The organism is Nostoc sp. JL33, assembly GCF_017114985.1.
Lineage (GTDB): Bacteria > Cyanobacteriota > Cyanobacteriia > Cyanobacteriales > Nostocaceae > Nostoc.
In genome coordinates this window covers 18204-41188 of record NZ_JABXKP010000044.1, presented here as the reverse complement: position 1 = coordinate 41188, position 22985 = coordinate 18204, and the positions used below count along the sequence as shown (strand labels likewise).

At 43.3% G+C, this 22985-nt stretch carries 18 protein-coding genes and 1 CRISPR repeat array; of the genes, 11 read left to right on the top strand and 7 right to left on the bottom strand.

What is annotated here, in order from left to right; translation table 11 throughout:
* Both HWQ23_RS12030 and HWQ23_RS12025 read right to left on the bottom strand, forming a co-directional pair.
* Positions 1-226: hypothetical protein (locus tag HWQ23_RS12030; protein ID WP_292828285.1), on the bottom strand; the 226-nt coding region annotated here is incomplete at its 3' end.
* A gap of 17 nt (positions 227-243) precedes the next feature.
* Positions 244-1485 carry a methionine gamma-lyase family protein gene (locus HWQ23_RS12025; protein ID WP_292828282.1) on the bottom strand — a complete coding sequence of 414 codons (1242 nt, stop codon included), beginning with the start codon at positions 1483-1485 and terminating at the stop codon, positions 244-246.
* Positions 1486-1576: 91 nt separating this feature from the next.
* Between HWQ23_RS12025 and HWQ23_RS12020 the strand changes: the two genes are divergently transcribed.
* The 6 genes from HWQ23_RS12020 (at position 1577) to HWQ23_RS11995 (ending at position 8037) form a co-directional block, all read left to right on the top strand.
* Positions 1577-2398 carry an acyl-CoA desaturase gene (locus tag HWQ23_RS12020; protein WP_292828280.1) on the top strand — a complete coding sequence of 274 codons (822 nt, stop codon included), beginning with the start codon at positions 1577-1579 and terminating at the stop codon, positions 2396-2398.
* A 253-nt stretch (positions 2399-2651) separates the two neighbouring features.
* Positions 2652-3704, top strand: a complete 1053-nt coding sequence (locus HWQ23_RS12015) for a fatty acid desaturase (protein WP_292828277.1) — start codon at positions 2652-2654, stop codon at positions 3702-3704.
* Positions 3705-3922: 218 nt separating this feature from the next.
* Positions 3923-5002, top strand: a complete 1080-nt coding sequence (locus HWQ23_RS12010; RefSeq protein ID WP_292828274.1) for a fatty acid desaturase — start codon at positions 3923-3925, stop codon at positions 5000-5002.
* A gap of 503 nt (positions 5003-5505) precedes the next feature.
* Positions 5506-6204 (top strand): LabA-like NYN domain-containing protein, encoded by a 699-nt coding sequence (locus HWQ23_RS12005; protein WP_292828271.1) that lies wholly within the window; start codon positions 5506-5508, stop codon positions 6202-6204.
* Positions 6205-6233: 29 nt separating this feature from the next.
* Positions 6234-6944 carry a response regulator transcription factor gene (locus HWQ23_RS12000; protein ID WP_292828268.1) on the top strand — a complete coding sequence of 237 codons (711 nt, stop codon included), beginning with the start codon at positions 6234-6236 and terminating at the stop codon, positions 6942-6944.
* A 4-nt stretch (positions 6945-6948) separates the two neighbouring features.
* A complete protein-coding gene (locus HWQ23_RS11995; RefSeq protein ID WP_292828265.1) occupies positions 6949-8037 on the top strand; it encodes a sensor histidine kinase in 1089 nt (362 codons plus the stop codon).
* A 477-nt stretch (positions 8038-8514) separates the two neighbouring features.
* On the opposite strand, the gene HWQ23_RS11990 is transcribed toward HWQ23_RS11995, so the two are convergent.
* The 4 genes from HWQ23_RS11990 to HWQ23_RS11975 all read right to left on the bottom strand — a co-directional run bounded on the left by HWQ23_RS11990 (position 8515) and on the right by HWQ23_RS11975 (position 15808).
* Entirely contained in the window at positions 8515-9186 is a 672-nt protein-coding gene (locus HWQ23_RS11990) for an O-methyltransferase (RefSeq protein WP_292828263.1), read from the bottom strand.
* Positions 9187-9434: 248 nt separating this feature from the next.
* The gene (locus tag HWQ23_RS11985) at positions 9435-10322 is read right to left on the bottom strand and encodes an NAD(P)-dependent oxidoreductase (protein ID WP_292828262.1); all 888 of its coding nucleotides are present in this window, start codon (positions 10320-10322) and stop codon (positions 9435-9437) included.
* A gap of 140 nt (positions 10323-10462) precedes the next feature.
* A CRISPR array of direct repeats spans positions 10463-12833; the repeat unit is 37 nt; unit sequence GTTTCAATCCCTAATAGGGATTTTGATGAATTGCAAT.
* A 313-nt stretch (positions 12834-13146) separates the two neighbouring features.
* Positions 13147-14169 (bottom strand): isopenicillin N synthase family dioxygenase, encoded by a 1023-nt coding sequence (locus HWQ23_RS11980; RefSeq protein WP_292828259.1) that lies wholly within the window; start codon positions 14167-14169, stop codon positions 13147-13149.
* A gap of 127 nt (positions 14170-14296) precedes the next feature.
* Complete coding sequence (locus tag HWQ23_RS11975; RefSeq protein WP_292828257.1) at positions 14297-15808, bottom strand: BamA/TamA family outer membrane protein; 1512 nt, start codon at positions 15806-15808, stop codon at positions 14297-14299.
* 197 nt (positions 15809-16005) lie between these two features.
* Between HWQ23_RS11975 and HWQ23_RS11970 the strand changes: the two genes are divergently transcribed.
* From HWQ23_RS11970 to HWQ23_RS11955, 4 genes are all read left to right on the top strand, one after another.
* Entirely contained in the window at positions 16006-16458 is a 453-nt protein-coding gene (locus HWQ23_RS11970; RefSeq protein WP_292828255.1) for a DUF4870 domain-containing protein, read from the top strand.
* A gap of 71 nt (positions 16459-16529) precedes the next feature.
* Complete coding sequence (locus HWQ23_RS11965; protein WP_292828253.1) at positions 16530-17666, top strand: Gfo/Idh/MocA family protein; 1137 nt, start codon at positions 16530-16532, stop codon at positions 17664-17666.
* Between the two features lie 7 nt (positions 17667-17673).
* Positions 17674-17919 (top strand): HNH endonuclease, encoded by a 246-nt coding sequence (locus HWQ23_RS11960; protein ID WP_292828251.1) that lies wholly within the window; start codon positions 17674-17676, stop codon positions 17917-17919.
* Positions 17920-17954: 35 nt separating this feature from the next.
* Positions 17955-18200, top strand: a complete 246-nt coding sequence (locus tag HWQ23_RS11955) for a hypothetical protein (RefSeq protein ID WP_292828248.1) — start codon at positions 17955-17957, stop codon at positions 18198-18200.
* 234 nt (positions 18201-18434) lie between these two features.
* Here HWQ23_RS11955 and HWQ23_RS11950 read toward each other — a convergent pair whose 3' ends face one another.
* Entirely contained in the window at positions 18435-21191 is a 2757-nt protein-coding gene (locus HWQ23_RS11950) for a DUF3536 domain-containing protein (RefSeq protein ID WP_292828245.1), read from the bottom strand.
* A 542-nt stretch (positions 21192-21733) separates the two neighbouring features.
* On the opposite strand from HWQ23_RS11950, the gene cax reads away from it, so the two are divergent.
* Positions 21734-22825, top strand: a complete 1092-nt coding sequence (gene cax / locus HWQ23_RS11945) for a calcium/proton exchanger (RefSeq protein WP_292828242.1) — start codon at positions 21734-21736, stop codon at positions 22823-22825.
* Positions 22826-22985 lie beyond the last annotated feature (160 nt).

Sequence of the window (22985 nt, the reverse complement as noted above, 5' to 3'; positions counted from 1 at the left end):
TGCGTAGGCGTAGCCAGCCGTAGGCATCGCCGAAATAACAAATGGGTTCGCCGAAATAACAAATGCGTAGGCGTAGCCAGCCGTAGGCATCGCCGAAATAGCAAATGCGTAGGCGTAGCCAGCCGTAGGCATCGCCGAAATAGCAAATGCGTTGGCGTTCGCGTAGCGTCTCGTAGAGAAGCCCGCCGTAGGCATCGCCTTTCACTAATTTCTCAATAAACCTCACGCGCTGCGGAATATGTGCTATAATTTTATATCCGCACTTCCTACTGCATTGATCGCAGCCTCCAAGGCGATCGCCACATGAGTCCAATGAGTTCCTCCCTGGCAATAAACCACATAGGGTTCACGCAAAGGCCCATCTGCTGATAATTCCAAAGTACTCCCTTCTATAAATGTTCCGCCAGCCATGACTACTTGGCTCTCATACCCCGGCATCTCATCTGGAACCGGGTCTAAGTAGGAACCGATAGGAGAATGCTGTTGTATGGCTTTACAGAAAGCAATTAGCTTTTCGGCAGAACCGAGTTTTATTGCCTGAATTACATCCCCACGGGGAGCCAGAGGTGCGGGATTCACTGGATAACCCAGTTTGTCAAATACATAACCAGTAAGATAAGTCCCTTTCATCGCCTCTCCGACCATCTGCGGCGCTAGAAATAAGCCTTGGAACAGCAGGCGATTTTGGTCAAAAGTAGCACCGCCATAACTACCGATACCAGGAGCCGTGAGACGACAGGCGGCTGCTTCCACTAAGTCGGCGCGACCGGCGATATAACCGCCAGCGCTGACAATGGTACCACCAGGGTTTTTAATCAGTGACCCCGCCATTAAATCAGCACCTACGGCTGTAGGTTCCTTTGTTTCGATAAATTCGCCGTAGCAGTTATCCACAAAGCAAACAGTGTTTGGGTTTTGCTGTTTTACCAAATGGATGATTTTTTCAATATCGGCAATTGATAAACTAGGTCGCCAAGAATAGCCACAAGAACGCTGAATTAATACTAAACGAGTTTTGTCATCCACTATATGGCTTAAAGCTTGCCAATCCACTGTTCCTTCTGGGGTTAGCTCTAGCTGACGGTAATTTATGCCAAACTCAATAAGAGAGCCTTGACCTTGACCCCGTAAACCAATGACTTCTTCAAGTGTATCGTAGGGAGAACCGACCACTGCTAACATTTCATCTCCAGGACGGAGTACACCAAACAAAGCACAGGCGATCGCATGAGTTCCCGAAACGAACTGCACCCGCACGGCCGCAGCTTCAGAACCCATAACTTCGGCAAAAACTTTATCTAAAGTTTCTCGTCCTAAATCATCGTGACCATAGCCACTTACACCAGCGAAGTGGTGTGCGCCCACACGGTGATTACGAAAAGCATCCAGCACTCGTTTTAGATTATGCTTTACCTGAGTGTCAATTCCAGAAAAAATTTCTAATAGTGCCTGTTCTGCTTGCCGCAGCTGTTCTAAGCTGTTCATCAGTTCCTCGTTCAAAAAAAAATTAAATTATAGATATGCGGATTATTAGATCGCGCAGACTAGGCTGGAAAATTCAAATTCAGGTTACTGCATGACAATTGCTACCTCAACTAAACCTCAAATTAACTGGGTTAATACCCTGTTCTTCATTGCACTGCACATCGGCGCTTTATTTGCCTTTGTTCCTGGTAACTTTAGCTGGACGGCAGTTGGTGTGGGTTTCTTGCTGTATTGGGTGACTGGCGGCTTAGGCGTTACTCTAGGATTTCATCGCCTTGTCACCCACCGCAGTTTTCAAACTCCCAAGTGGCTAGAGTATCTTCTGGTTTTCTTTGGGACACTCTCCTGTCAAGGAGGCCCAATTGAGTGGATCGGGACACATCGTATCCATCATTTGCACTCGGATACTGACGCTGATCCCCATGATTCCAATAAAGGCTTCTGGTGGAGCCACATGGATTGGCTGATTCACTACTGTCCCGCTCACGCTGATGTTCCTCGTTTCACCAAAGACATTGCCGAAGACCCAGTTTATCAGTTTTTAGAAAAATATTTCATTTTGATCCAGGTTGCTCTAGGTGTATTGCTTTTACTTCTGGGTGGCTGGCCGTTCGTTGTTTGGGGAATTTTTGTTCGCATTGTCTGGGTTTACCACTGCACTTGGTTGGTGAATAGCGCTACTCATAAATTTGGCTATCAGAGCTATGATTCTGGCGATCGCTCAACTAATTGCTGGTGGGTAGCCGTACTAGTTTTCGGTGAAGGCTGGCACAATAACCATCATGCTTTTCAATACTCAGCTCGTCATGGGCTGGAATGGTGGGAAATCGATTTAACCTGGATGACAGTTCAATTGCTACAAGCAGTTGGTCTGGCTACTAATGTGAAGTTAGCCCCAGCAAAAATTAGTTAGAGACGCGATTAATCGCGTCTGTACAGGAGTTAGGAGTAGAGACGCGATTAATCGCGTCTTTACAGGAGTTAGGATGTCTACCTTTTTTAACTCATAGCTGATTAACTTCTAACTTCTCAGTTTTGAAAAAGCTATTTACAGGTGCGCTTGTGTCGGTTAGATTGCTATAATCCGAAGCGCTAATATTAAGAAATTTTGCGGCAAGTTGCTTTTTGGTGACTTGGTGGAGGAGTTTGTTCTTTTTCAGGTGTCCATGACTACATCAATAATTAATAGCCAGAAAGTAAGTGACGAGCCTAGTAATTCCGACCTGAGGCTCAAAGATATTGTCAAAACCGTGCCACGGGAATGTTTTCAACAGAACCGTCGCAAAGCTTGGACACAAGTACTGCTAAGTGTCTTGGCAGTTGCCTTGGGCTACTACAGCCTAAGCATCACTCCTTGGTTTCTTTTGCCCCTAGCTTGGATTTTTACGGGCACTGCTTTAACAGGTTTTTTTGTAATTGCCCATGATTGTGGTCATAGGTCTTTTGCCAAACGTCGTTGGGTAAATGATTTGGTGGGTCACTTCTTCATGATGCCGTTAATTTACCCCTTTCATAGTTGGCGCATTAAGCATAATTATCACCATACTCATACCAACAAGCTGGATGAGGACAACGCTTGGCATCCAATCCAAACAGAAGCGTTTGAAAATTGGGGTAAAACCCGGCAGTCTGCTTTTGAACTGTTCATGCGTAAACGCCTCTGGTGGGTAGGTTCCATTGGACATTGGGCTGTGATACATTTTGATTGGCGGAATTTCAAAACTAAAGACCAATCGAGTATCAAGCTTTCTGTGGCGGTGGTAGTTGTGTTTGCAGCGATCGCTTTCCCGATTCTGATCGCCACAACTGGTATCTGGGGATTTGTCAAGTTTTGGCTAGTACCCTGGATGATTTACCATTTTTGGATGAGTACTTTTACTATTGTTCACCATACTGCCGCAGATGTTCCTTTTGTGACAGCGAATAAGTGGAATGAAGGTCTAGCACAGCTATTTGGCACTATCCATTGCGATTATCCGCGCTGGGTAGAAATTTTGTGCCACGATATCAATGTTCATGTCCCTCATCATATTTCCACTGCGATTCCTTCTTATAATTTGCGGCTAGCTTACAGCAGCATCAAAGAAAATTGGGGGACTTATCTGCATGATGAGTGTGAGTTTTCTTGGCCTTTAATGAAGCAGATTACAGACCAGTGTCAATTGTACACAACTGATACTGGTTATAAGACTTTCAACGAATATTACACAAAGCGATAAATAGCGCTGTGATGATACTGACGCTCTTGAACCGACGAGAGCGTTTATTATGCTGTGTTTAAATAGAATCTGGCAATTGTTTCCTGACTAAAATTGTTAGGTAAATTGCCAGAGATTATCCTCTTGTGTGTTAGCGATCGCTATTGTCGTGGGCATCATAGAAGTGAGAGGATCTTGCCTCAAATAAAGTTCCGATTTCTATCTAACAAAAGAATCCAGTGCAATCAAATACCATCACGTTCAATAATCCTCTTACCAGTGAAACGTCTGAGGATGCGACTAAATTACCTTTCACGCTTCAGGATTTAAAAGCTGCAATTCCTGCAGAATGCTTTCAACCCAATGTGACAAAATCACTTTTTTACTTCTTTCGTGACATCCTGATTATCGGTCTGCTTTATGCAGTAGCTCATTACCTGGATTCTTGGCTTTTCTTTCCGATTTTCTGGCTAATGCAAGGAACGATGTTTTGGGCTTTGTTTGTAGTCGGACATGACTGCGGACACCAATCTTTTTCTAAGCAGAAATGGCTCAATGATTTGATTGGGCATCTTTCTCACACACCAATACTTGTTCCTTATCATGGTTGGCGAATTAGCCACAGAACCCATCACAAAAATACTGGCAATATCGATAACGATGAAAGCTGGTATCCTGTGACAGAATCACAATATAATGAGATGCCTTTAGCCCAAAAGATAGGCAGATATTATGTTTTTCTCTTGGCTTATCCTCTGTATCTGTTTAAGCGTTCACCTAATAAGGAAGGCTCCCACTTCTTGCCCAGTAGTTCGCTTTTCAAACCATCGGAAAAATGGGATGTCATCACTAGTACTGTACTTTTGATTGGCATGGTAGGTTTGCTAGGTTTCCTCACCTACCAATGGGGTTGGATGTGGTTACTGAAATATTACGCTGTGCCTTACCTTGTATTCATCGTTTGGCTAGATTTGGTAACATTCTTGCACCACACTGAGCCAGAGCTTCCCTGGTATCGTGGAGAAGATTGGACTTTCTTAAAAGGTGCGATTTCTAGCATTGACCGTAATTATGGTTTGATCAATCATATCCATCACGATATCGGTACTCATGTTGCTCACCATATATTCCTTAACATCCCTCACTACAATTTGCTGAAGGCAACTGAGGCAATAAAACCAGTGATGGGTGAGTATTTCCACAAATCGGAAGAACCGATTTGGAAGTCAGTATGGAATTCATGTATCAGCTGCCATTTTGTCCCTGATACTGGTAGTAAGGTTTACTACACATCTAACAATAAGTTAACTAAAGTCTAAGATTCAGATTCCCGACTTCTTTAAAGAAGTCGGGAATCTTGTATTTTCGTCAATGCTTTGTGACAACTTACCTTTTGAGGGGCGGCATATTACATTATTAGTGCTTCTAACTCTGTTAGTATTTGAGCGTCCTTAGCCTGCGGTAAATCTCAACTTCCTAGCTGTAAGGTTATAAAAATCCAGAGCTAAAATAAAATATAGATAGATAACGTTTGCAGATTCTTGCCCCTACCCTTAGAAAAAGATTTATTTTCTCCAAACTCTTGCTGTCTCGGTGGGTAAAGATTAACATATCTGTGGGCAGAGGCAATATTTCCTCAAACTAACCCTGACAACAGTGAAAAACCCGTCTGCTGTCTACTTTGAAGGAAGATTGAGCGCCAGTTAAGTTGATCTGCATGTAGTGACTTAAGACCATTACCTGCTAGGGTTATAAATCAGCAAAGACTATACTATAGACAATTTATCCAAAACTTTTTCCAGCTTTAAAATCAGAGGTATCAATGATTATAACTAATTTTAGCAAACAAAGAAATGAATTTAAGGAAACTAAAGTACTCAAAGCTAAACCACATTGGCAAGGGCAAAATTTGAGCGATACTGCTGTCAAAGGTAAAGATACTAAGAAGATGCAAGATACTGCACCTGATAATTCGATTTTTAATAGGTTCAATCGTGGTCGAGTTGCTATTTTTATTGATGGCTTAAGCCTATTTCATACAGCTTTACAACTCGGCATAGAAATTGACTACGTTAAATTGCTTTGTCATTTAACCAACGGTTCAAGACTATTGCGTGCTTTCTTTTATACTGGGGTTGATATCAGCAATGAAAAGCAACAGGGTTTTCTATTGTGGATGCGTCGTCATGGCTATCGTGTAGTGGCAAAAGAGCTTGTTCTGGCAGCAGAGAATTTCAAAAAATCAAATCTGAATGTAGAAATTGCTGTAGACATGATCACTTTAGCTCCTTATTATGATACTGCGGTTTTAGTCAGTGGAGATGGAGATTTAGCCTATGCTGTGAACGCTGTCAGCAGAATGGGAGTTCGAGTGGAAGTGGTCAGCCTACAAACGGCCACTAGTGAAAGCTTGATTGATGTTGCTGACTGCTTCATTGACCTCGATAGTATTAAAGCACACATTCAAAAAGATTCTCATCTTGGTTACAGTTATCGCACCTCGTCAAATTCAAATCTTTAATCTGCGTATTTTGCTTGGCCCTAGTTGAAATGGATATTTTAATAGTTGAAGATGAACCAGAAATTGCTCATTTAATCGAACTCTCTTTAGAAAAAGAAGGATTTTTTTGTCGCATTAGCCGCGATGGCATGAATGCTTTGCGGATGTTTCAGGAGCAACCACCTGATTTAATCATTCTAGATTTAATGATTCCTGGTTTGGATGGGTTAGAAGTTTGTGCCAGAATTCGCCAGAAACCAGGTGCAAAAGATCCTTACATTTTGATGCTCACGGCTAAGGGTGAGGAAATCGATCGCGTTATTGGTCTGTCTACTGGTGCTGATGATTACATGGTGAAACCCTTTAGCCCCAGAGAGTTGGTAGCTAGGGTGCGGGCACTATTACGGCGTAGCCTCCGCCAAGGGGGACAAAATCAAGTCAATCGTACCCAACACTTTATCGTAGATGTAGACCAGCGCACTGCCAGTCGTCAGCTGAATTCTCAGGAGGTTGAAATTTTGGACTTAACGACCCTAGAATTTAACTTGCTAACCACCTTTGTCAGCAATCCGGGTCGAGTTTGGAACCGTACTCAACTAATTGATAAACTTTGGGGAGATAACTTTTTTGGCGATGAACGAGTTGTGGATACTCATGTAGCTCGGTTGCGAAAAAAGATTGAGCCTGATCCGGCGAATCCTACTTTTATTAAAACTGTTGTTGGGGTTGGCTATAAATTTGAAGATCCTCCGGTAGCGTAAATATATGAAGATGGGGCTGAGAACGCGCCTATTTTTCTCCCACTTAGTAGTAATGCTCGTGGGGGTAGCTAGTCTGGTGAGCATCAGCAAAATCTCTTCTCCCCGCTTCTTTGTCTTGCATTTGGAACGATTAGAAAATCAGGGGTTCGACTTAATCGATGTCCGTACTGAATTGGTTGCCGGATTTGAACTTGCTTGGCAGCGAAGCACTATTTGGTCTGTCTTAGTCGGTACTACCGCCGCCGGAGGATTGAGTTACTGGGTGTCCAGACGGATTATGCAGCGATTGACGGAAATGGAACAAATCACCCAAAAATTTGCTGCTGGTCAGATGGATGCACGATTACCTGTGTCTGACATTCCAGAACTCAGTGGACTGAGTACTAGTTTCAACCGGATGGCAGCTAGTTTAGAAGGGGTAGAAGCGCGGCGGCGAGAAGTGATTGGAGACATGACCCATGAGCTACGAACACCGTTAACAGTGGTGCGCGGTTACTTGGAAGAACTGGCTGATGGACAAATTGAAGCGTCTCCTGAAATTTATCGGCGTTTAGCTAGAGAAACTAGGCGTTTAGAGCGGTTGGTGAACGATTTACAAGAACTGTCTAAGGCAGAAGCTGGTTATCTGCCAATTAATATCCAACGGGTAAATCTGCGCCCGTTGTTAGAGTCATTAGTGGAGAAATTCACCGACCAGCTGTTGGAAGATGGGCCAGTTCTGGTATTGCAATGTCCATCTGTGCTACCTCCTGTATTGGCAGATATTGACCGCACAGAACAGGTGTTGGTTAATCTGCTAGGTAATGCAGTGCATTATACTAATGAAGGTTCAATTACCATTCGTGCTGGGACTGAAGGATCTCAACTCTGGATTGCGGTTATAGATACAGGTATTGGTATCGCTCCAGAAAATTTGCCCCATGTGTTTGAGCGCTTCTGGCGAGCTGATCAATCGCGCGATCGCCATTCGGGAGGCACTGGTATCGGCTTAACTATTTCCCGTCGTTTGATTGAACTACAAGGCGGTCAGATTCAAGTAGAAAGCGAATTGGGAGTTGGTAGTACGTTTCGGTTTTTTCTGCCTTTGGCTTAAGTTCAGTCAAAACCCTTGAGATACAAGGGATTGACACAAGCTAGTCACGGCTGTGTCATACGCAATTGCTAATTTTAAAGTATCCAAAATCTTGTTTTTTGATGGATGTCGAGATTTTGGAAATGCATATAGTATAACATTATGTCTACTTTTATTCTGGCTGTTTTTTTGGTTAGTTTAGTCAGTGTTTCGGGTTACGCTGCGATCGCCTACCTGTTCCCACGAAATCGTTCCCAAGACTGACCAAATAACAATCTCTTGCTATTTTTGGTTATTAGCAGATGATTATTCTGATTTTAGGAAAGAGGTGGCGATGCCGTTCGCGGAGCGTCTCGTAGAGAAGGCGGGCTACGCCGGAGCACTCGGCAATTTAGGTAATCTTAGTACAACTATTTGATTAATTCGTAGCGAATTCTTTGCGTTCCTATGCCTTTAAAATTTAACCCTCAATTGCCTTACGGTTCTTGGCTCAATCCTCTATTGGTCAGTAGTGACGATCGCGATCGCGAAGCCGTCGTATCCTTTGCTGCCCACAGTTTGGATTGCGGTGGCGTTGACACGCGGCTCTGAGGCAAGCAATTCGTTGAAGCGGCGCACTCCCTGGACACTAGGATCGCTGCTGCTTGAATCAACCACCGCTCCGTTACGCACGACATTATCGGCGATGATTAGGCTACCGCTACGGGAAAGCTTGAGTGCCCATGTGAAGTAATCTGGATTGTTTGGCTTGTCGGCGTCAATGAAGATCAGGTCAAATGTATGACCCTCGGCAGCAATCTGTGGCAGCGTCGAGAGTGCCTGTCCAAGGCGCAGGTCAACGATATCAGACAGACCAGCGTGGGCGATGTTGACGCGGGCGATTTCGGCGTGCTTTGGGTCAACCTCCAGCGTGATCAGACGGCGGTCGCTAGGTAGTGCCCGCGCCAGCCAGATAGTACTGTAGCCGCCCAGCGTGCCAATCTCTAGGATGGTTCGCGCCCCTTGGATTTGCGCCAACAGCAGCAGCAGCTTGCCCTGGTTTGGCGAAACGTTGTGCGGTGGCAGTCCGGCCGCAGCGCTGGTCTGGAGCGCCGCATCCAGCGCGGGGTCGGGCGGCACAAGCAGATCGGTAAAGTAATGATCGACCGCAGTCCATTGCTCTTGAGTCATAGATTCTCGCTTTTTACCCTATCTATAAAACAATACGCTTGGTATTAGTTGATATTTCGCGCCGGAAGATCCCCCCAACCCCCCTTAAAAAGGGGGGCTAAATTTCCTCCTTTTTAAGGCAAAGTCCAACTTACGGATGCTGTAAGATCAACTCCTTAAAAAGGCTTGCTCTAATTCCCTCCTTTTTAAGGAGGGTTAGGGAGGATAAAGCCTTAACCCAAGCGTATTGATCTATAAAATACTCAAGATTAGGAGTCGGAGATTGTTTCATTGGAGAGGGTTGTAATGATTTCATCCAATGGGCGATCGCGATTAGACTCTTCTGGTGTTTCTTTACCCAAAGATGTTTCTTTCACCAAGCGGTAAACATCGGCTGCTCCGTAAAAAATGCGCTCAGTCAGACCTAACTCTTTAAAGGTTTCTGCAATCTCTTCCATTTCTCCTATCCAACGATGCGCTTTCGGTGTCATTGATGGAATCGAACGGGTTAAGATGCTAGCAAGTTCCTGTTGGCTAGTAGAGACTTCATCCCATAGTTGCTTATCCAACCCCAAACGATGCGCTGCAATTAGTAATTCTGTGCCGATTGCTGTCAGTCCTTTTGTCAGAGCTGCGTAGGACATTTTCAACCCGGAAGCCTGACCAATTTCATCACCAATCACCCGCACATCCAAGCCATGATCTCGCAGTTGTTGGAGTTGACTGGCCTGTTTTCCCGAAGTATAAATGCGGGTGCGATTGGGGACTCGCGGTGGTGGGCCAATAATTGATGCATCTACGAATGTTCCCCCGACTGATTCAATAAGTTGAGCAATATTTATGACTTTTTGGGGTGCGATCGCATTACAGTCAACATAGAGAATGGGTTTACCAACATTACTGATCGCCTCAGCTACTTGCTTTGCTGCTTCGGTGGCTGCTGCGGGGACTAGAACTGACAAGACTACATCAGATTCAATTACTAGTTGCGTGAGGGAACCCACATCTTGGATGTTGGCTGCGGCTGCTAATTGCCGAGTTCGTTCACTGCGATCGTCTAGAGCAGCAATAGTTTTCAATCCATTTTGATTCAGAACAGCTGCGATCGCTTGTCCCATGTCACCTGGACTTAAAATACCAATAGTTTGGATAGGCATGGAAAGTTTTATATTTACTTTGTGGCTGACAAGTTAATTTGTGGTAATTGAGTCGTCAACAAACTACGATAAATTGATGGAGATGCCGTATTTTAATTTAACCACGGATAAGCTTAACAAGCAAGCTATCTGCTGAGAGAGTTTCAATCCCTAATAGGGATTTTGATGAATTGCAATAAGATTTTTAAGAAAGGAGTTTCCAGAATTGTTAAGTTTCAATCCCTAATAGGGATTTTGATGAATTGCAATCTGGGGGTGGCATCCTCAAAGAATGCGGCGTGTTTACCGTTTCAATCCCTAATAGGGATTTTGATGAATTGCAATAAATTACAGCAATTCAAGATTGGGTAAATTATGTTATGTTTCAATCCCTAATAGGGATTTTGATGAATTGCAATTTGAGATCATCTACCGAGACTTTCAGCACATGAGAATAAATAGTTTCAATCCCTAATAGGGATTTTGATGAATTGCAATAGGTCTAATAACTTCTGATAAAGTAGGCATAAGGTTTCAATCCCTAATAGGGATTTTGATGAATTGCAATAAACAAACTTGGAAAGGATTTCAAAAAAGCTAAGGAGTTTCAATCCCTAATAGGGATTTTGATGAATTGCAATATCATCTGAAATTTTTTCTTTAATTTCTCGCAGGAAGCGTTTCAATCCCTAATAGGGATTTTGATGAATTGCAATTCCGAGAGTGGTTTCACAGTGGAGTCGAAATAAGTTTCAATCCCTAATAGGGATTTTGATGAATTGCAATATTTAAAGGAAAAGTACCTTCAAGATAATAGGGGTTTCAATCCCTAATAGGGATTTTGATGAATTGCAATCTGTTTTTGAAATTACTATTACTGAGGAAGATGGGTTTCAATCCCTAATAGGGATTTTGATGAATTGCAATTTTTCGATGCAACCATAGGCTGGATGCTCTGGATCTGCAATTGTTTCAATCCCTAATAGGGATTTTGATGAATTGCAATTTCCCGCGCTTTGGCGTATTTTAATTGTTGTTCTAAATGTTTCAATCCCTAATAGGGATTTTGATGAATTGCAATTTTGGGTGATAAATCTAAAGGTGGTATTGGTCGAGGTTTCAATCCCTAATAGGGATTTTGATGAATTGCAATTAGAAGGCACAGTAGTAGGGGTTGAAGTGCCACTAGTTGATTCGTTTCAATCCCTAATAGGGATTTTGATGAATTGCAATTTTTTGGCTTGCAGCTTTCTCTTCCACTTGTCTGTTTCAATCCCTAATAGGGATTTTGATGAATTGCAATATACTATGTTTTTTGGTCATTACTGCATAAACTAAGTTTCAATCCCTAATAGGGATTTTGATGAATTGCAATTTCATGGGGTTATTATGTTTGGTCTAAATATTGCTAAGTTTCAATCCCTAATAGGGATTTTGATGAATTGCAATTTAGCAAAATGCCCCAATCTATTGTCTTAAAGAATCAATGTTTCAATCCCTAATAGGGATTTTGATGAATTGCAATAAAATCCGAGTCTGGGCTGCCAAAGAAATTGTGCAGTTTCAATCCCTAATAGGGATTTTGATGAATTGCAATCTGCTGGGCTTTGTCCTCAGCACGGTCTAGACCTGTTTCAATCCCTAATAGGGATTTTGATGAATTGCAATAGCTTGGCTTTTTGATATATCCGCACTATTTTTCGTGTTTCAATCCCTAATAGGGATTTTGATGAATTGCAATGTGTAAGTCCTGTGGTAATAGAACCTGATTGGTTGTTTCAATCCCTAATAGGGATTTTGATGAATTGCAATTTTTAGTGCGCTAGTAACCGCATTGGTTATATTTGTTTCAATCCCTAATAGGGATTTTGATGAATTGCAATCTAACTGGGTTCCTATCCTCAATACCGCAGGTGCTGTTTCAATCCCTAATAGGGATTTTGATGAATTGCAATCAGGGTCAACTCTTGGGTAGATAAAATCTGTTCTGTTTCAATCCCTAATAGGGATTTTGATGAATTGCAATTCAGCTTGGGTAGTCAAGGTGACAGGAAAGATGCTGAGTTTCAATCCCTAATAGGGATTTTGATGAATTGCAATCCCGATCGCCCCCCGGCTTCCTTAAGTTTTCTGAGAGTTTCAATCCCTAATAGGGATTTTGATGAATTGCAATCCTAAGCCAAATAAACTTTGGGGACTTAGGAAAACGGTTTCAATCCCTAATAGGGATTTTGATGAATTGCAATCAACGCAGCCTTGACCAGCTTAGGATTCAATGTGTTTCAATCCCTAATAGGGATTTTGATGAATTGCAATTTTATGATCCCCTATAAGTTTAGGTACTCCGTCAGTAGTTTCAATCCCTAATAGGGATTTTGATGAATTGCAATTCTCATTGTCCTATGCTAGTCTTAAATATATTCAGTTTCAATCCCTAATAGGGATTTTGATGAATTGCAATTAGCATTTCTGCATTGCTATCAAAAGCATCTGAAGTTTCAATCCCTAATAGGGATTTTGATGAATTGCAATTCCGGCGGGAGCCTGAAAGCCCATGTGTATTTAGTTTTCAAGGTGCAGTTGCGCGGTTCAAGAGCAATCATAGCATTAGAGAATTCGTTTGGGAAGAGTGTCGGGAAAGGTTGAAGGCTGAAACCCAGGCTTTGTAAGCATTTCAGAGATTGCGCGGATTCCTATTGAGTAATTAGTGGGGTGAAATGCTTGCTGGTGTTGAGATAGAAGCACTTTTTTAGGGCTGGGGAATTTGTACACCTACCCTTGGGCGCATTTGACATACAAAAACCTAACCAGAAGAGGACTAATAAAGAAGAAATGGCTTGAAACCCTATAATAGCGATCGCCGCAACTCTGGAAAAACCTTAGACACCTTACTCAACACATAATCACCATAGGTTCCGCGAAAATCATGAACGTTAGCTTGATCCCAGCGATCGCCTATATGATCATTCGCTACTATATTATCTAATTCAATCGGCTTCACTTCTACATCGAAATTGGGATCGAAAAAGAAGGGGAACGAAAGGCGATGATTTTGGGACTGGTTTTGTACACGGTGAGGTGTAGAACGATACAAACCTGCGGTCATCTTCTCTAACATATCGCCAATGTTGCACACAAAGGAACCGGGAACGGGAGGCGCAACAACCCAACCTGACTTGGATTTAACCTCTAATCCACCTGAGTCGTCTTGCTTGAGAATGGTCAGAACGCCATAATCAGTATGTTCGCCAACGCCCCATATTGGTTCACCATCTGACGGTGATAAATTTGGAGGATAGTTGAAGATGCGAAACAGCACTAAAGGATCTGAGGTATAACGGTCAGCAAAGTAGGATTCTTCTAATCCCAAACTCAGGGCTATACCAATCATCAGAGTGTGTCCCAAGTTTGTCATCGCCTCCATATATTCAAGCAGTGTTTCGCCAAATTCGGGGATATTGGCGGGGAAGAGGTTGGAACCATGCATAGGAGTACCAGCTTGTACTAGTGGGTGTTCTTCTCCCAGTTGGGTGCCAAAGTAAATACCTTCTTTCAAGTCGGGTTTACCGGATGTAAGTTCGCCACCAATGGGGAAATAGCCTCGCCATGCAATACCTGCCAATGCCATGCGGATTTTAAGTTTGGTTTCCAAATCCTGGGCGAAAAACTGTCGGCTGAGTTCTTCGAGTCGCTGCTGCAAATTTTTATCTATACCATGTCCGATAATATAGAAAAACCCCGATTCTTGACACGCTTGTTTGATTTGAGATGCAACGGAATAGCGATCGCCTTTTCCAGAAACCAAGGCGCTGATATCAATAATTGGGACGGATGAAAACCCTTTTTCTACAACTTGCAAGTTTTTCATGTTCAGATTGGATTTTTCGCTCAACTAACCCCTAGAAGGGGTCTTGAAAGGGATTGGGGAGAGAAGATTTAAACGCAGAGGAACGCGAAGGTTAACGCAGAGGAACGCGGAGTAAAAACTAATGGGATTAAAATCGCTGACCTGTGGTAACTTCAAATCTAATTTCTCCTTGGTCGCTAATTCCTAAGTCGCCTCGAATCAGCCCAAAGGATGACTTGACTCGTAATCCTAAGCCGTAACCAAAGCCACTTCCAGGTTTGTCTCGCAGCACTCCTGGTTCTCCTAGCACGGTGTCGCTAGACCCGAAATCTGAGGCGAAGTCAGTAAAGAAAACTCCTCCTATTGACTGAAAAATTGGAAACCGATATTCCACGGAAGCTAAACCATAACTCCGACCACTGGCAACTTTACCATAACCGTAACCTCTGACAGAATCTAGTCCGCCAATATTAAAGGCATCAGCTGGGGGAAAGTCTCCAATAGTCGTACCAATTTGTAAATTAATCGCCAACATTTCGGGATTGTCGCTTGGTCTACCCTTACCTATCCAACTGACTGGTAAATACTGAATATAGTCTCCCCGTAGGCGGTTGCGGGAAATATTCCCCAGTCCAATGGGAATCGCTTGTTCTGTGCTGAGGGTGAGGATTGATCCTTGAGTCGGATTGTCTTTGCGATCGCGTTGATCTTTGGATACAGCAAATGATATTGTAAATAGATCATCAATGCCAGTACCGCTCACAGATAGGGGACTCCCTAAGCTATCGACCTGTGCAACGTTATATTCGTGATCGCGTAGGCTAATTCTGGTATAGTTGAGTGCCACTGATGTATCCCAATCATCAAAAGCCCCTAAAACTCCCACAGAACCGCCAAATCTTCCCTCCCGCACTCTATCGCCGTTAGCTAATCTGATATCTTCGTTGAAGGTTCCCGATATATCTCGACGACGAAAAGCTCTAATGCTATAGCCTAAGCGGTTTGGTTCTCCAGGACGATAAGGGCTGGTGAATTGACCATTAAACTGGACATCTTTAGTGCTTATCTGCACCATTGTATCTAATTTATCGTTAAGACCACTGATATTTGCATCTTTATAACCCACGCGACCGTATAGCCCAACATCATCGTTATTACCGCCTCCTAAGAGTAGAGAAGGGAAGCTACGCTCTTTGATTTCATAGATGATATTAACGCTGGAGGTATCTTCTTCTCGGTAAACATTGACTTGATTAAATGACTCTAATCTCCTCAATCGTTGCAAGTCTGCTTTAAGTAAATCTTCACGAAATACCTGACCAGGTTTGAGTCTCAGCAGACCGATGATAAAATCTTTCTGAGTACGCCCTTTGATCGGCTGACCTTTGTCATCGAGCAATTCACCTTTTTGATTAATAAAACGAATCTGGATATCTTTGACAACTTTCTGAGAAAATTCCCTCGCCTGGGTATCTACTGAAGTGGCTCCTACATAATCACCATATTTAGCATACCCGCCCTCTGTCTGGATCGTAGCTTTCGGTGTCACAATACCACCAGCCCTATCCTGAGTAGAAGATTGCAAGTCTGCAAGCGCTTCTCGATTTTCCGTACCCACTAACATTACTGCGATCGCAATTACAGTTATTTTAACTAGCATATTGAAAATCCGTTAATGTTATTAAGCTTACGACATAGAATTTGCTTTGGAGCCAGGAGAAGGCATAGTCTGGGAAATAGAACCTCTTAAAGAAAATTATCACCGAGAAATACTCAGATTTTAAGCTCTTGTTTGGCTTTTTTATAGATAATTACAATAGAGAATTATTTGTTAAATCTACTTACATATAAAAAGCCATGAGAGAAAAACCTAAACCACAAATGCGTATCTGGGGGATGTTGTGTCATTTTTCGGCTTTATTAGGGTGGATATTATTGTATTTTTTGGTATTTATTGGCATTCCTTTATATCTTTTGCCTCCACTCGTGATTTGGCGATTTAGAAAATCACAATATCCCTGGATTGATTTCCAAGGAAAGGAATCCTTGAATTTTCAAATTACTTGGACATTATATACCTTACTTGTCATGGCAATCTCCTTATTTGTGGTAGCAACGAATTTTATTTGGGTAGTGGCTACTAATAAGTCAAATCAAGTACAAATAACTCTAGACAGTTTACTAATTGTGTTCATGCCATTAATATTATTAATCCTAATAGGACAATTATTTGTAGTGACTTTTGCCGCTATAAAAGCTTACAAAGGTCAGCATTATCGTTATCCTTTGACAATTAGGGTTCTCCGATAAAAAATGATTAAGGCTCAACCTATATTGATAGATAAAATGATATTATTAAGTAAATAGGAAGTTGTATAATTATGGGAGTAAATGATCATATGATTGGGATTGCGATGCCTGCGGCGGGCGTAGCCATCGCAGGCACTGGATTTGGTCAAAAAGTCCACATCCCTGGATTCCAAGCACATCCTCGCACTGAGGTAGTTGCTGTTTATCACCGAGATATAAAGAAAGCCAAAGCTATAGCAGAATCCCATAATATCCCCCACGCTTACGACTCACTTACAGATATTGTGGCATTGCCAGCAGTGCAAGCAGTTAGCATTTCTACGCCGCCATTTTTGCACTATGAAATGGCAAAAACTGTACTGGAAGCTGGAAAACATTTATTACTGGAAAAACCAACAACTTTAAATGCAGTTGAGGCTAAAGAACTTTATCAGTTAGCTAAAGCAAAAGGCGTGATTGCAACTGTAGACTTTGAATTTCGCTTTGTACCAGCATGGCAGTTATTTGCGGAATTATTGTCAGAAGATTATGTGGGTGAGTTGCGCCTAATTAAAATTGATTGGTTAGGTTCTTCTCGTGCTGATACTTCACGCCCTTGGAATTGGTATTCTTCTAAAGAAAAAGGAGGCGGTGCATTGGGATCTTTAGGTTCCCACGCCTTCGATTACATTCACTGGTTGTTCGGCCCAGTCCGCAGATTAAGCGCCCATTTAACTACAGCTATTCCCACACGAGTTGACCCTGTGAGTGGGGAATCTAAGCCAGTGGATACAGATGACAACTGTATATTAACCCTGGAATTAGCAAATGGCACACCTTGCCAACTTTCGATCAGTGCGGTTGTTCATGCAGCAAGAACCCATTGGGTAGAAGTATATGGCGATCGCGGTACATTAATTTTGGGCAGTGAAAATCAAAAAGATTATATACATGGTTTTCGTGTTTGGGGTTCCCAGCCAGGTAAACCTTTAACGGAAATAGAAATACCGAATCGGTTAATTTTTCCGAAAAATTATGCTGATGGGCGCATTTGTGCATTTATCCGCGTAGTAGACCAATGGCTGCAAGGAATTGACCACAATCAGGAGATTATACCATCGCTGCGAGAAGGAATTTATTCTCAGTTGTTGATGGATTTATCCCATGAATCTCATACAAAAGCAACTTGGGTAGATGTACCTAGCTTGTCAGGATTTCTTAGCAACTAGAGATAAAATGAGCAAAACTCCCCGCATTCGTATCCCGCCGTCAGTCAAGAAATATGTTTTTCAACGTGACAAATACCAATGCCAAAGCTGCGGTAAAACTACTTTAGAAACTAACCTCAGCATTGACCATATTATTCCCCTCGCCCGTGGCGGTCAAAACGATATCAGCAATCTCCAAACCCTCTGCTTTACGTGCAATCAGCAGAAAACAGACAACATTGATCCCCGTTTCCGGCGATATTTTCAGCTTTAGGTTAGGATGGGGTGGCTATTAGTTTCTCATTTTCTATGCCTCAAAATCACAATAGCAATTCCCTAAGATTCCTCAACATTAGAACTACGATTCTGTACCTGTTCAGTGTCATAGCTATTTTAGTAGTTGCGTTTCCTTGGTTATATGAGATTAAAACGAAAGCTGGGATCGATATATCACCTGGACGCCATGCAGGAACCTTTTTTGAGAAACATACCCACGGACTCTTCAAGTGTGAGTGGCTTTATCCCTACCATTGCGATCGCTCTGAGATTAAGTAAAGGATATTAAAACAAAAGGGGAAAATTTTCCCCTTCTCTGTATGTGAGATTTTACCCCAACTGACTTAACCAAAAGACAAAGGAAAAGAAAATGAATGTAGAGACGTAGCAGTGCTACGTCTCTACAAGGGTTCTGGATAACGCATATTTAATTTCACCAGATGTCAAAAGATTGACCTCGTTCCCAATTTCTAACTGGAAACGAGGTTTTAGCTTCACTGTGCTACGCTACATCTATCCCAACTGATTTGAGATCATGGTGACATCAACGGCTAACTTTTTGCCCAACTTGAGCAACTGAAGACACTGATTATCTCCTTCATTTGCAAAGTTAGTGAGACACACCGGCGCTATCTCACTTTGCAGACAACTAAAGTATAGTTCCTGCGATCGCTGTAGGGAAACATCAATATTTAGTTGATCCCCGACATCAATCAATCGCTCCAATAGTTGGATATCTGCATTAAAACTACCATTGGCATCGTGCAACAATTGCCAAAGCGATCGCGCAATTAATTGTTCTAACATCTGCTTACCATCGGGAATATTCAGCCGACAACGCAGATGTTTTGCTTCAGTCGCGATCGCCTCTAATTCTAAGATGTGATTCCAACTCTTTTGGGGATCAGCAATATCTTGGTCTAGCGATCGCAATGTCATCAAACAGCGATGCCCTAAAGCAATATCTGCTGCTACCTGCAATTCTTGCGGTACTGCTATTTCATCGCGATGAAACGCCATCAGCACCCCATAATTATCACGGTAGGCTTGAGTATAAAGCTGTCCTAAACGTGTCAGTGTTTCCTGACTAAGCAGCCCCATAATCCGGTGGCGTTCTTCAGCAAATAGATTTTGCAAGCTGAAAGCTTCTTCTCCAAATAGCTGTGTCATCACCAAGATAGTATGAGCCGCACTAGCTTGTTGCAGTGCCCGAAACAGCTTTTCTTTTAATTGGCTGTAGTCACGCCGCCCAGTAAATTGTTGAATGCAGCAGTGGAAATCCCAGCCTCCCAAATGCAAAACAGCAAATACCAAATGCTCACTTTCCCAAGTAATTTCTGATACCAGCTTTAAATTTCCCACAGCCAGAGTTAGCGATCCCATCCGTTGCAGTTGGTAATCTAACTCATTGGCAGCGTAGCAATAAACCCGCTTATGGTAACGCTGAGACTGTTTGTCAGCAGCATCTTTTCTAGGCAAAGAATTGTGCGTCTGTGCTGGTTTCTGATTGCTAAATAGGGAAGTAATGGCGTAATGGGCTGCTACTTGCTTAAAGCCCAGTTGGGCAGTTAACACCAGTTGCCGATAAATTTCCGCACCGTGTTTGAACTGCTCCACATTACTGGGGGCTAAACCAAGACGTTTGACGAAGCCTTTTTCCAACTGCACACCTGCCACATCCCCTGCCAATTCCAAAGCACGGGCGGCATAGCGTAGAATTTGTGTCCCCTCTGGACGAGAAATTTCTTCAAAAAACCAACCGCAACTAGTGAACATCAACAAAGCGTGACGCTGCATTTCTAACAAGCGCAAAGCGTCTACTTGTTCGGCTGCGGTTAGTTTGTGGGTTTGATGACGGGCGAGGAAACGGTTGACATTGGTAGCAGAGCGATCGCGCATCACTTGAATATATTCATCTCGTGCTAGCCAGGGATCACGAAATAACTGTCTACCATGTTCCTCATACACATCAGTTAGCTGATCTCGCAGCCAATTCAGGGCATCCCGCAAGGGACGACGCCATTTCTGATGCCAAACACCACCTTCTCCACCGCAACCACAATCATCTTCCCATCTGCCGACACCGTGGGCGCAACTCCAGGCTGTGACTGACTTCAATTCCACTTCCCAACCAGGAGAATTTAAGCTGAGGTAGTGGGCGAAGTTCGTTACCGTCCAACCCTGTTGGGGAAACTCTTTGGTAAAGGCGTAGGCTAAAGTTTTCTCAGTTCCCTTTTTGTGGTGTCCAAAGGTTTCGCCATCCGTCGCCACAGAAATCAACTGTGCCAGACGATGATCCCCACGCACCGCCGAACCGATACGTCCGGCAAAGTGACTGGAATTATAAACGACATCACTAAAACCCATGTCCCGCGATATCGGCCCATCGTAGAAGAAGATATCAATGTAGGGGGGAGAGTGGGGAGTGGGGAGTGGGGAGTGGTTACTATCCCTACTCCCTACTCCCGATTCCCTACTCCCCTCCTTGATCGCACTCAAAGGTGAAGATGAAGTATCTAGTGTAGGCTGCAAATAACAACGATAGGGACGGGTAGAATCAATCTGACTCCCACCGACTTCGATCCATTCAGGATGGGGATGATCTTGAGTAGGGAGGGGACGGCAACGCAGTGCTTGAGATGGTGCAAGGATAATGAAGCGAATACCCTCAGCAACAAGAGCTTCTAGGGTTGCGTAGTCTACAGCAGTTTCTGCTAGCCACATGCCTTCGGGATCGCGTCCAAAGCGGGAGCGGAAATCTTCTTTACCCCAGCGAATTTGGGTATATTTGTCGCGTTCGTTCGCCAGAGGCATGATGATGTGATTGTATACTTGCGCGATCGCATTGCCGTGACCATGCAAGCGATCGCTACTCTTCCTATCCGCCTCTAAAATCCGCTGATAAACCTCCACATCGTAGCGTTCTAGCCACGACATCAGCGTTGCCCCAATATTAAAACTAAAATACTCATAATTGTTGACGATCTCCACGACTTCGCCTTGGTCATTTAAGACTCTGGCAAAGGCATTTGGGCGATAGCATTCCCAATGAATCCGCTCATTCCAGTCATGGCTCGGCGCAGCGCTCGGTTGGCGTTCAATTGCGTCCAGATAAGGGTTTTCCCTTGGCGGCTGGTAAAAATGACCATGCACCGTCACATAAACACCATTAGCCTTCGAGTAGGGATCGGTTTCTTTGGTGTTATTGGGATCTGAATGTAATGTTAACGTTGAGCCAGAGCTAGCTGGCATTTGGGCAGCAGAAGTCATGTATATTTATCCAAAAACAAAAAACTTGCAGTTGCACCGAGAACATTGTGCGTAAACCTTTCTACAATGGTTCTCACACAAAATCCGCTATAAACAACAACTATGGAATCTAACCAAATTTTCGACAAAGCCGTTTTATTCTAGGGGGAAATCTGCGTTATCGCATAGGGCAAAGTCCGTTGGGCGGCTGTGCCGACTTAAAGGAACTTTGCAAGACAGCCCTTTCCCTGAAGGCTTAAAGGAATCAGGCATTGACCAAAGCCTCAGTTAGGGGTTTTCTCTTCTTGGGCGCCAATCAAAATTTTAATTGTCTTTTAATTTATTAAACCCTATCTCTGGTGTAAAATCTTGGCTCAAATTCATATTTTTGCAACAAAAGATTACAAAAACTCATTATATCGTAATCTTATTTTACACAACATCCACAGCAGTGAACCCAAAACAGCTAAATTTCTGAATTAGTCTACAGACGGTTGAGAGTATCCTATGGGAGTAGTGAGTAACTCAGCACTCCGACAAGATACCTCAACCCAAGACAACAAATGTCAACTAAAAACATTATTCTTCTGGTTTTATTACTGTTTATCCCCGTTTCCCTAGCAGCCCACTTTCTGGAGTGGGGAGAATTGATAGTTTTCATTACAGCTGGATTAGCGATTCTGCCCTTAGCAGCTTGGATGGGTACAGCCACAGAAGAAATTGCTGTCGTAGTGGGGCCATCATTGGGGGGCTTGTTAAACGCCACCTTTGGCAATGCTACAGAACTAATCATCGCCCTAATAGCGCTGAACGCTGGGTTAATAGATGTAGTCAAAGCTAGTATCACCGGATCGATTATTAGCAACTTACTACTGGTGATGGGTTTTTCCATGCTTTTGGGAGGACTGCGCTACAAAGAACAGACATTTCAGCCAATTGTGGCGCGGGTGAATGCTGCTTCGATGAATTTGGCGGTGATTGCGATTTTGATGCCAACGGCGATGAATTATACCTCTCAAGGAATTAACGAAGAAACAGTGCAAAATCTTTCTATTGCTGTTGCTGTAGTATTAATCCTGGTTTATGCCCTAACGCTGCTATTTTCGATGAAAACCCACTCCTATTTATATGATGTGGGTGTAGCGGAGACAGAAGCAGAAGAAACCCCTCACGCGAAACCAAATATGATGTTGTGGGTTGGCGTACTGCTAGTATGTACCTTGCTAGTGGCAATTGAGTCAGAAATGTTGGTCGAATCTCTGGAAGTGGCCACATCTCAGCTAGGTTTGACGGCGCTGTTTACAGGGGTGATTTTGGTTCCCATCGTCGGTAACGCGGCTGAACACGCCACAGCAGTCACCGTAGCGATGAAAGATAAGATGGATCTTTCCCTTTCGGTAGCTGTGGGATCAAGTATGCAGATTGCTTTATTTGTCGCGCCCGTGTTAGTTATAGCAGGGCGGGTATTGGGTAAACCAATGGATTTGGATTTCAAACCCTTTGAATTAGTAGCTGTAGTTGTGTCAGTGTTGATTGCAAACAGTATTAGTTCTGATGGTAAATCCAATTGGCTGGAAGGCACTTTATTATTAGCTGCCTATACAGTGTTGGGGTTCGCCTTCTACTTCCATCCAGTTATGGATGCTGTGGGGTAGCTAGCAGTACGTCACCGATAGCGTAGCGTTAGCGACGCAGGAGCGTCACAGCCCGCACAACGGCCGCGCTCTGTTACCATCGTAGACATCGCTCATAGTTTAATCCAAAGCGATTGCACTTGATTACACCCTTTTGCCTGGGACAGGAGAAAATAGAGAT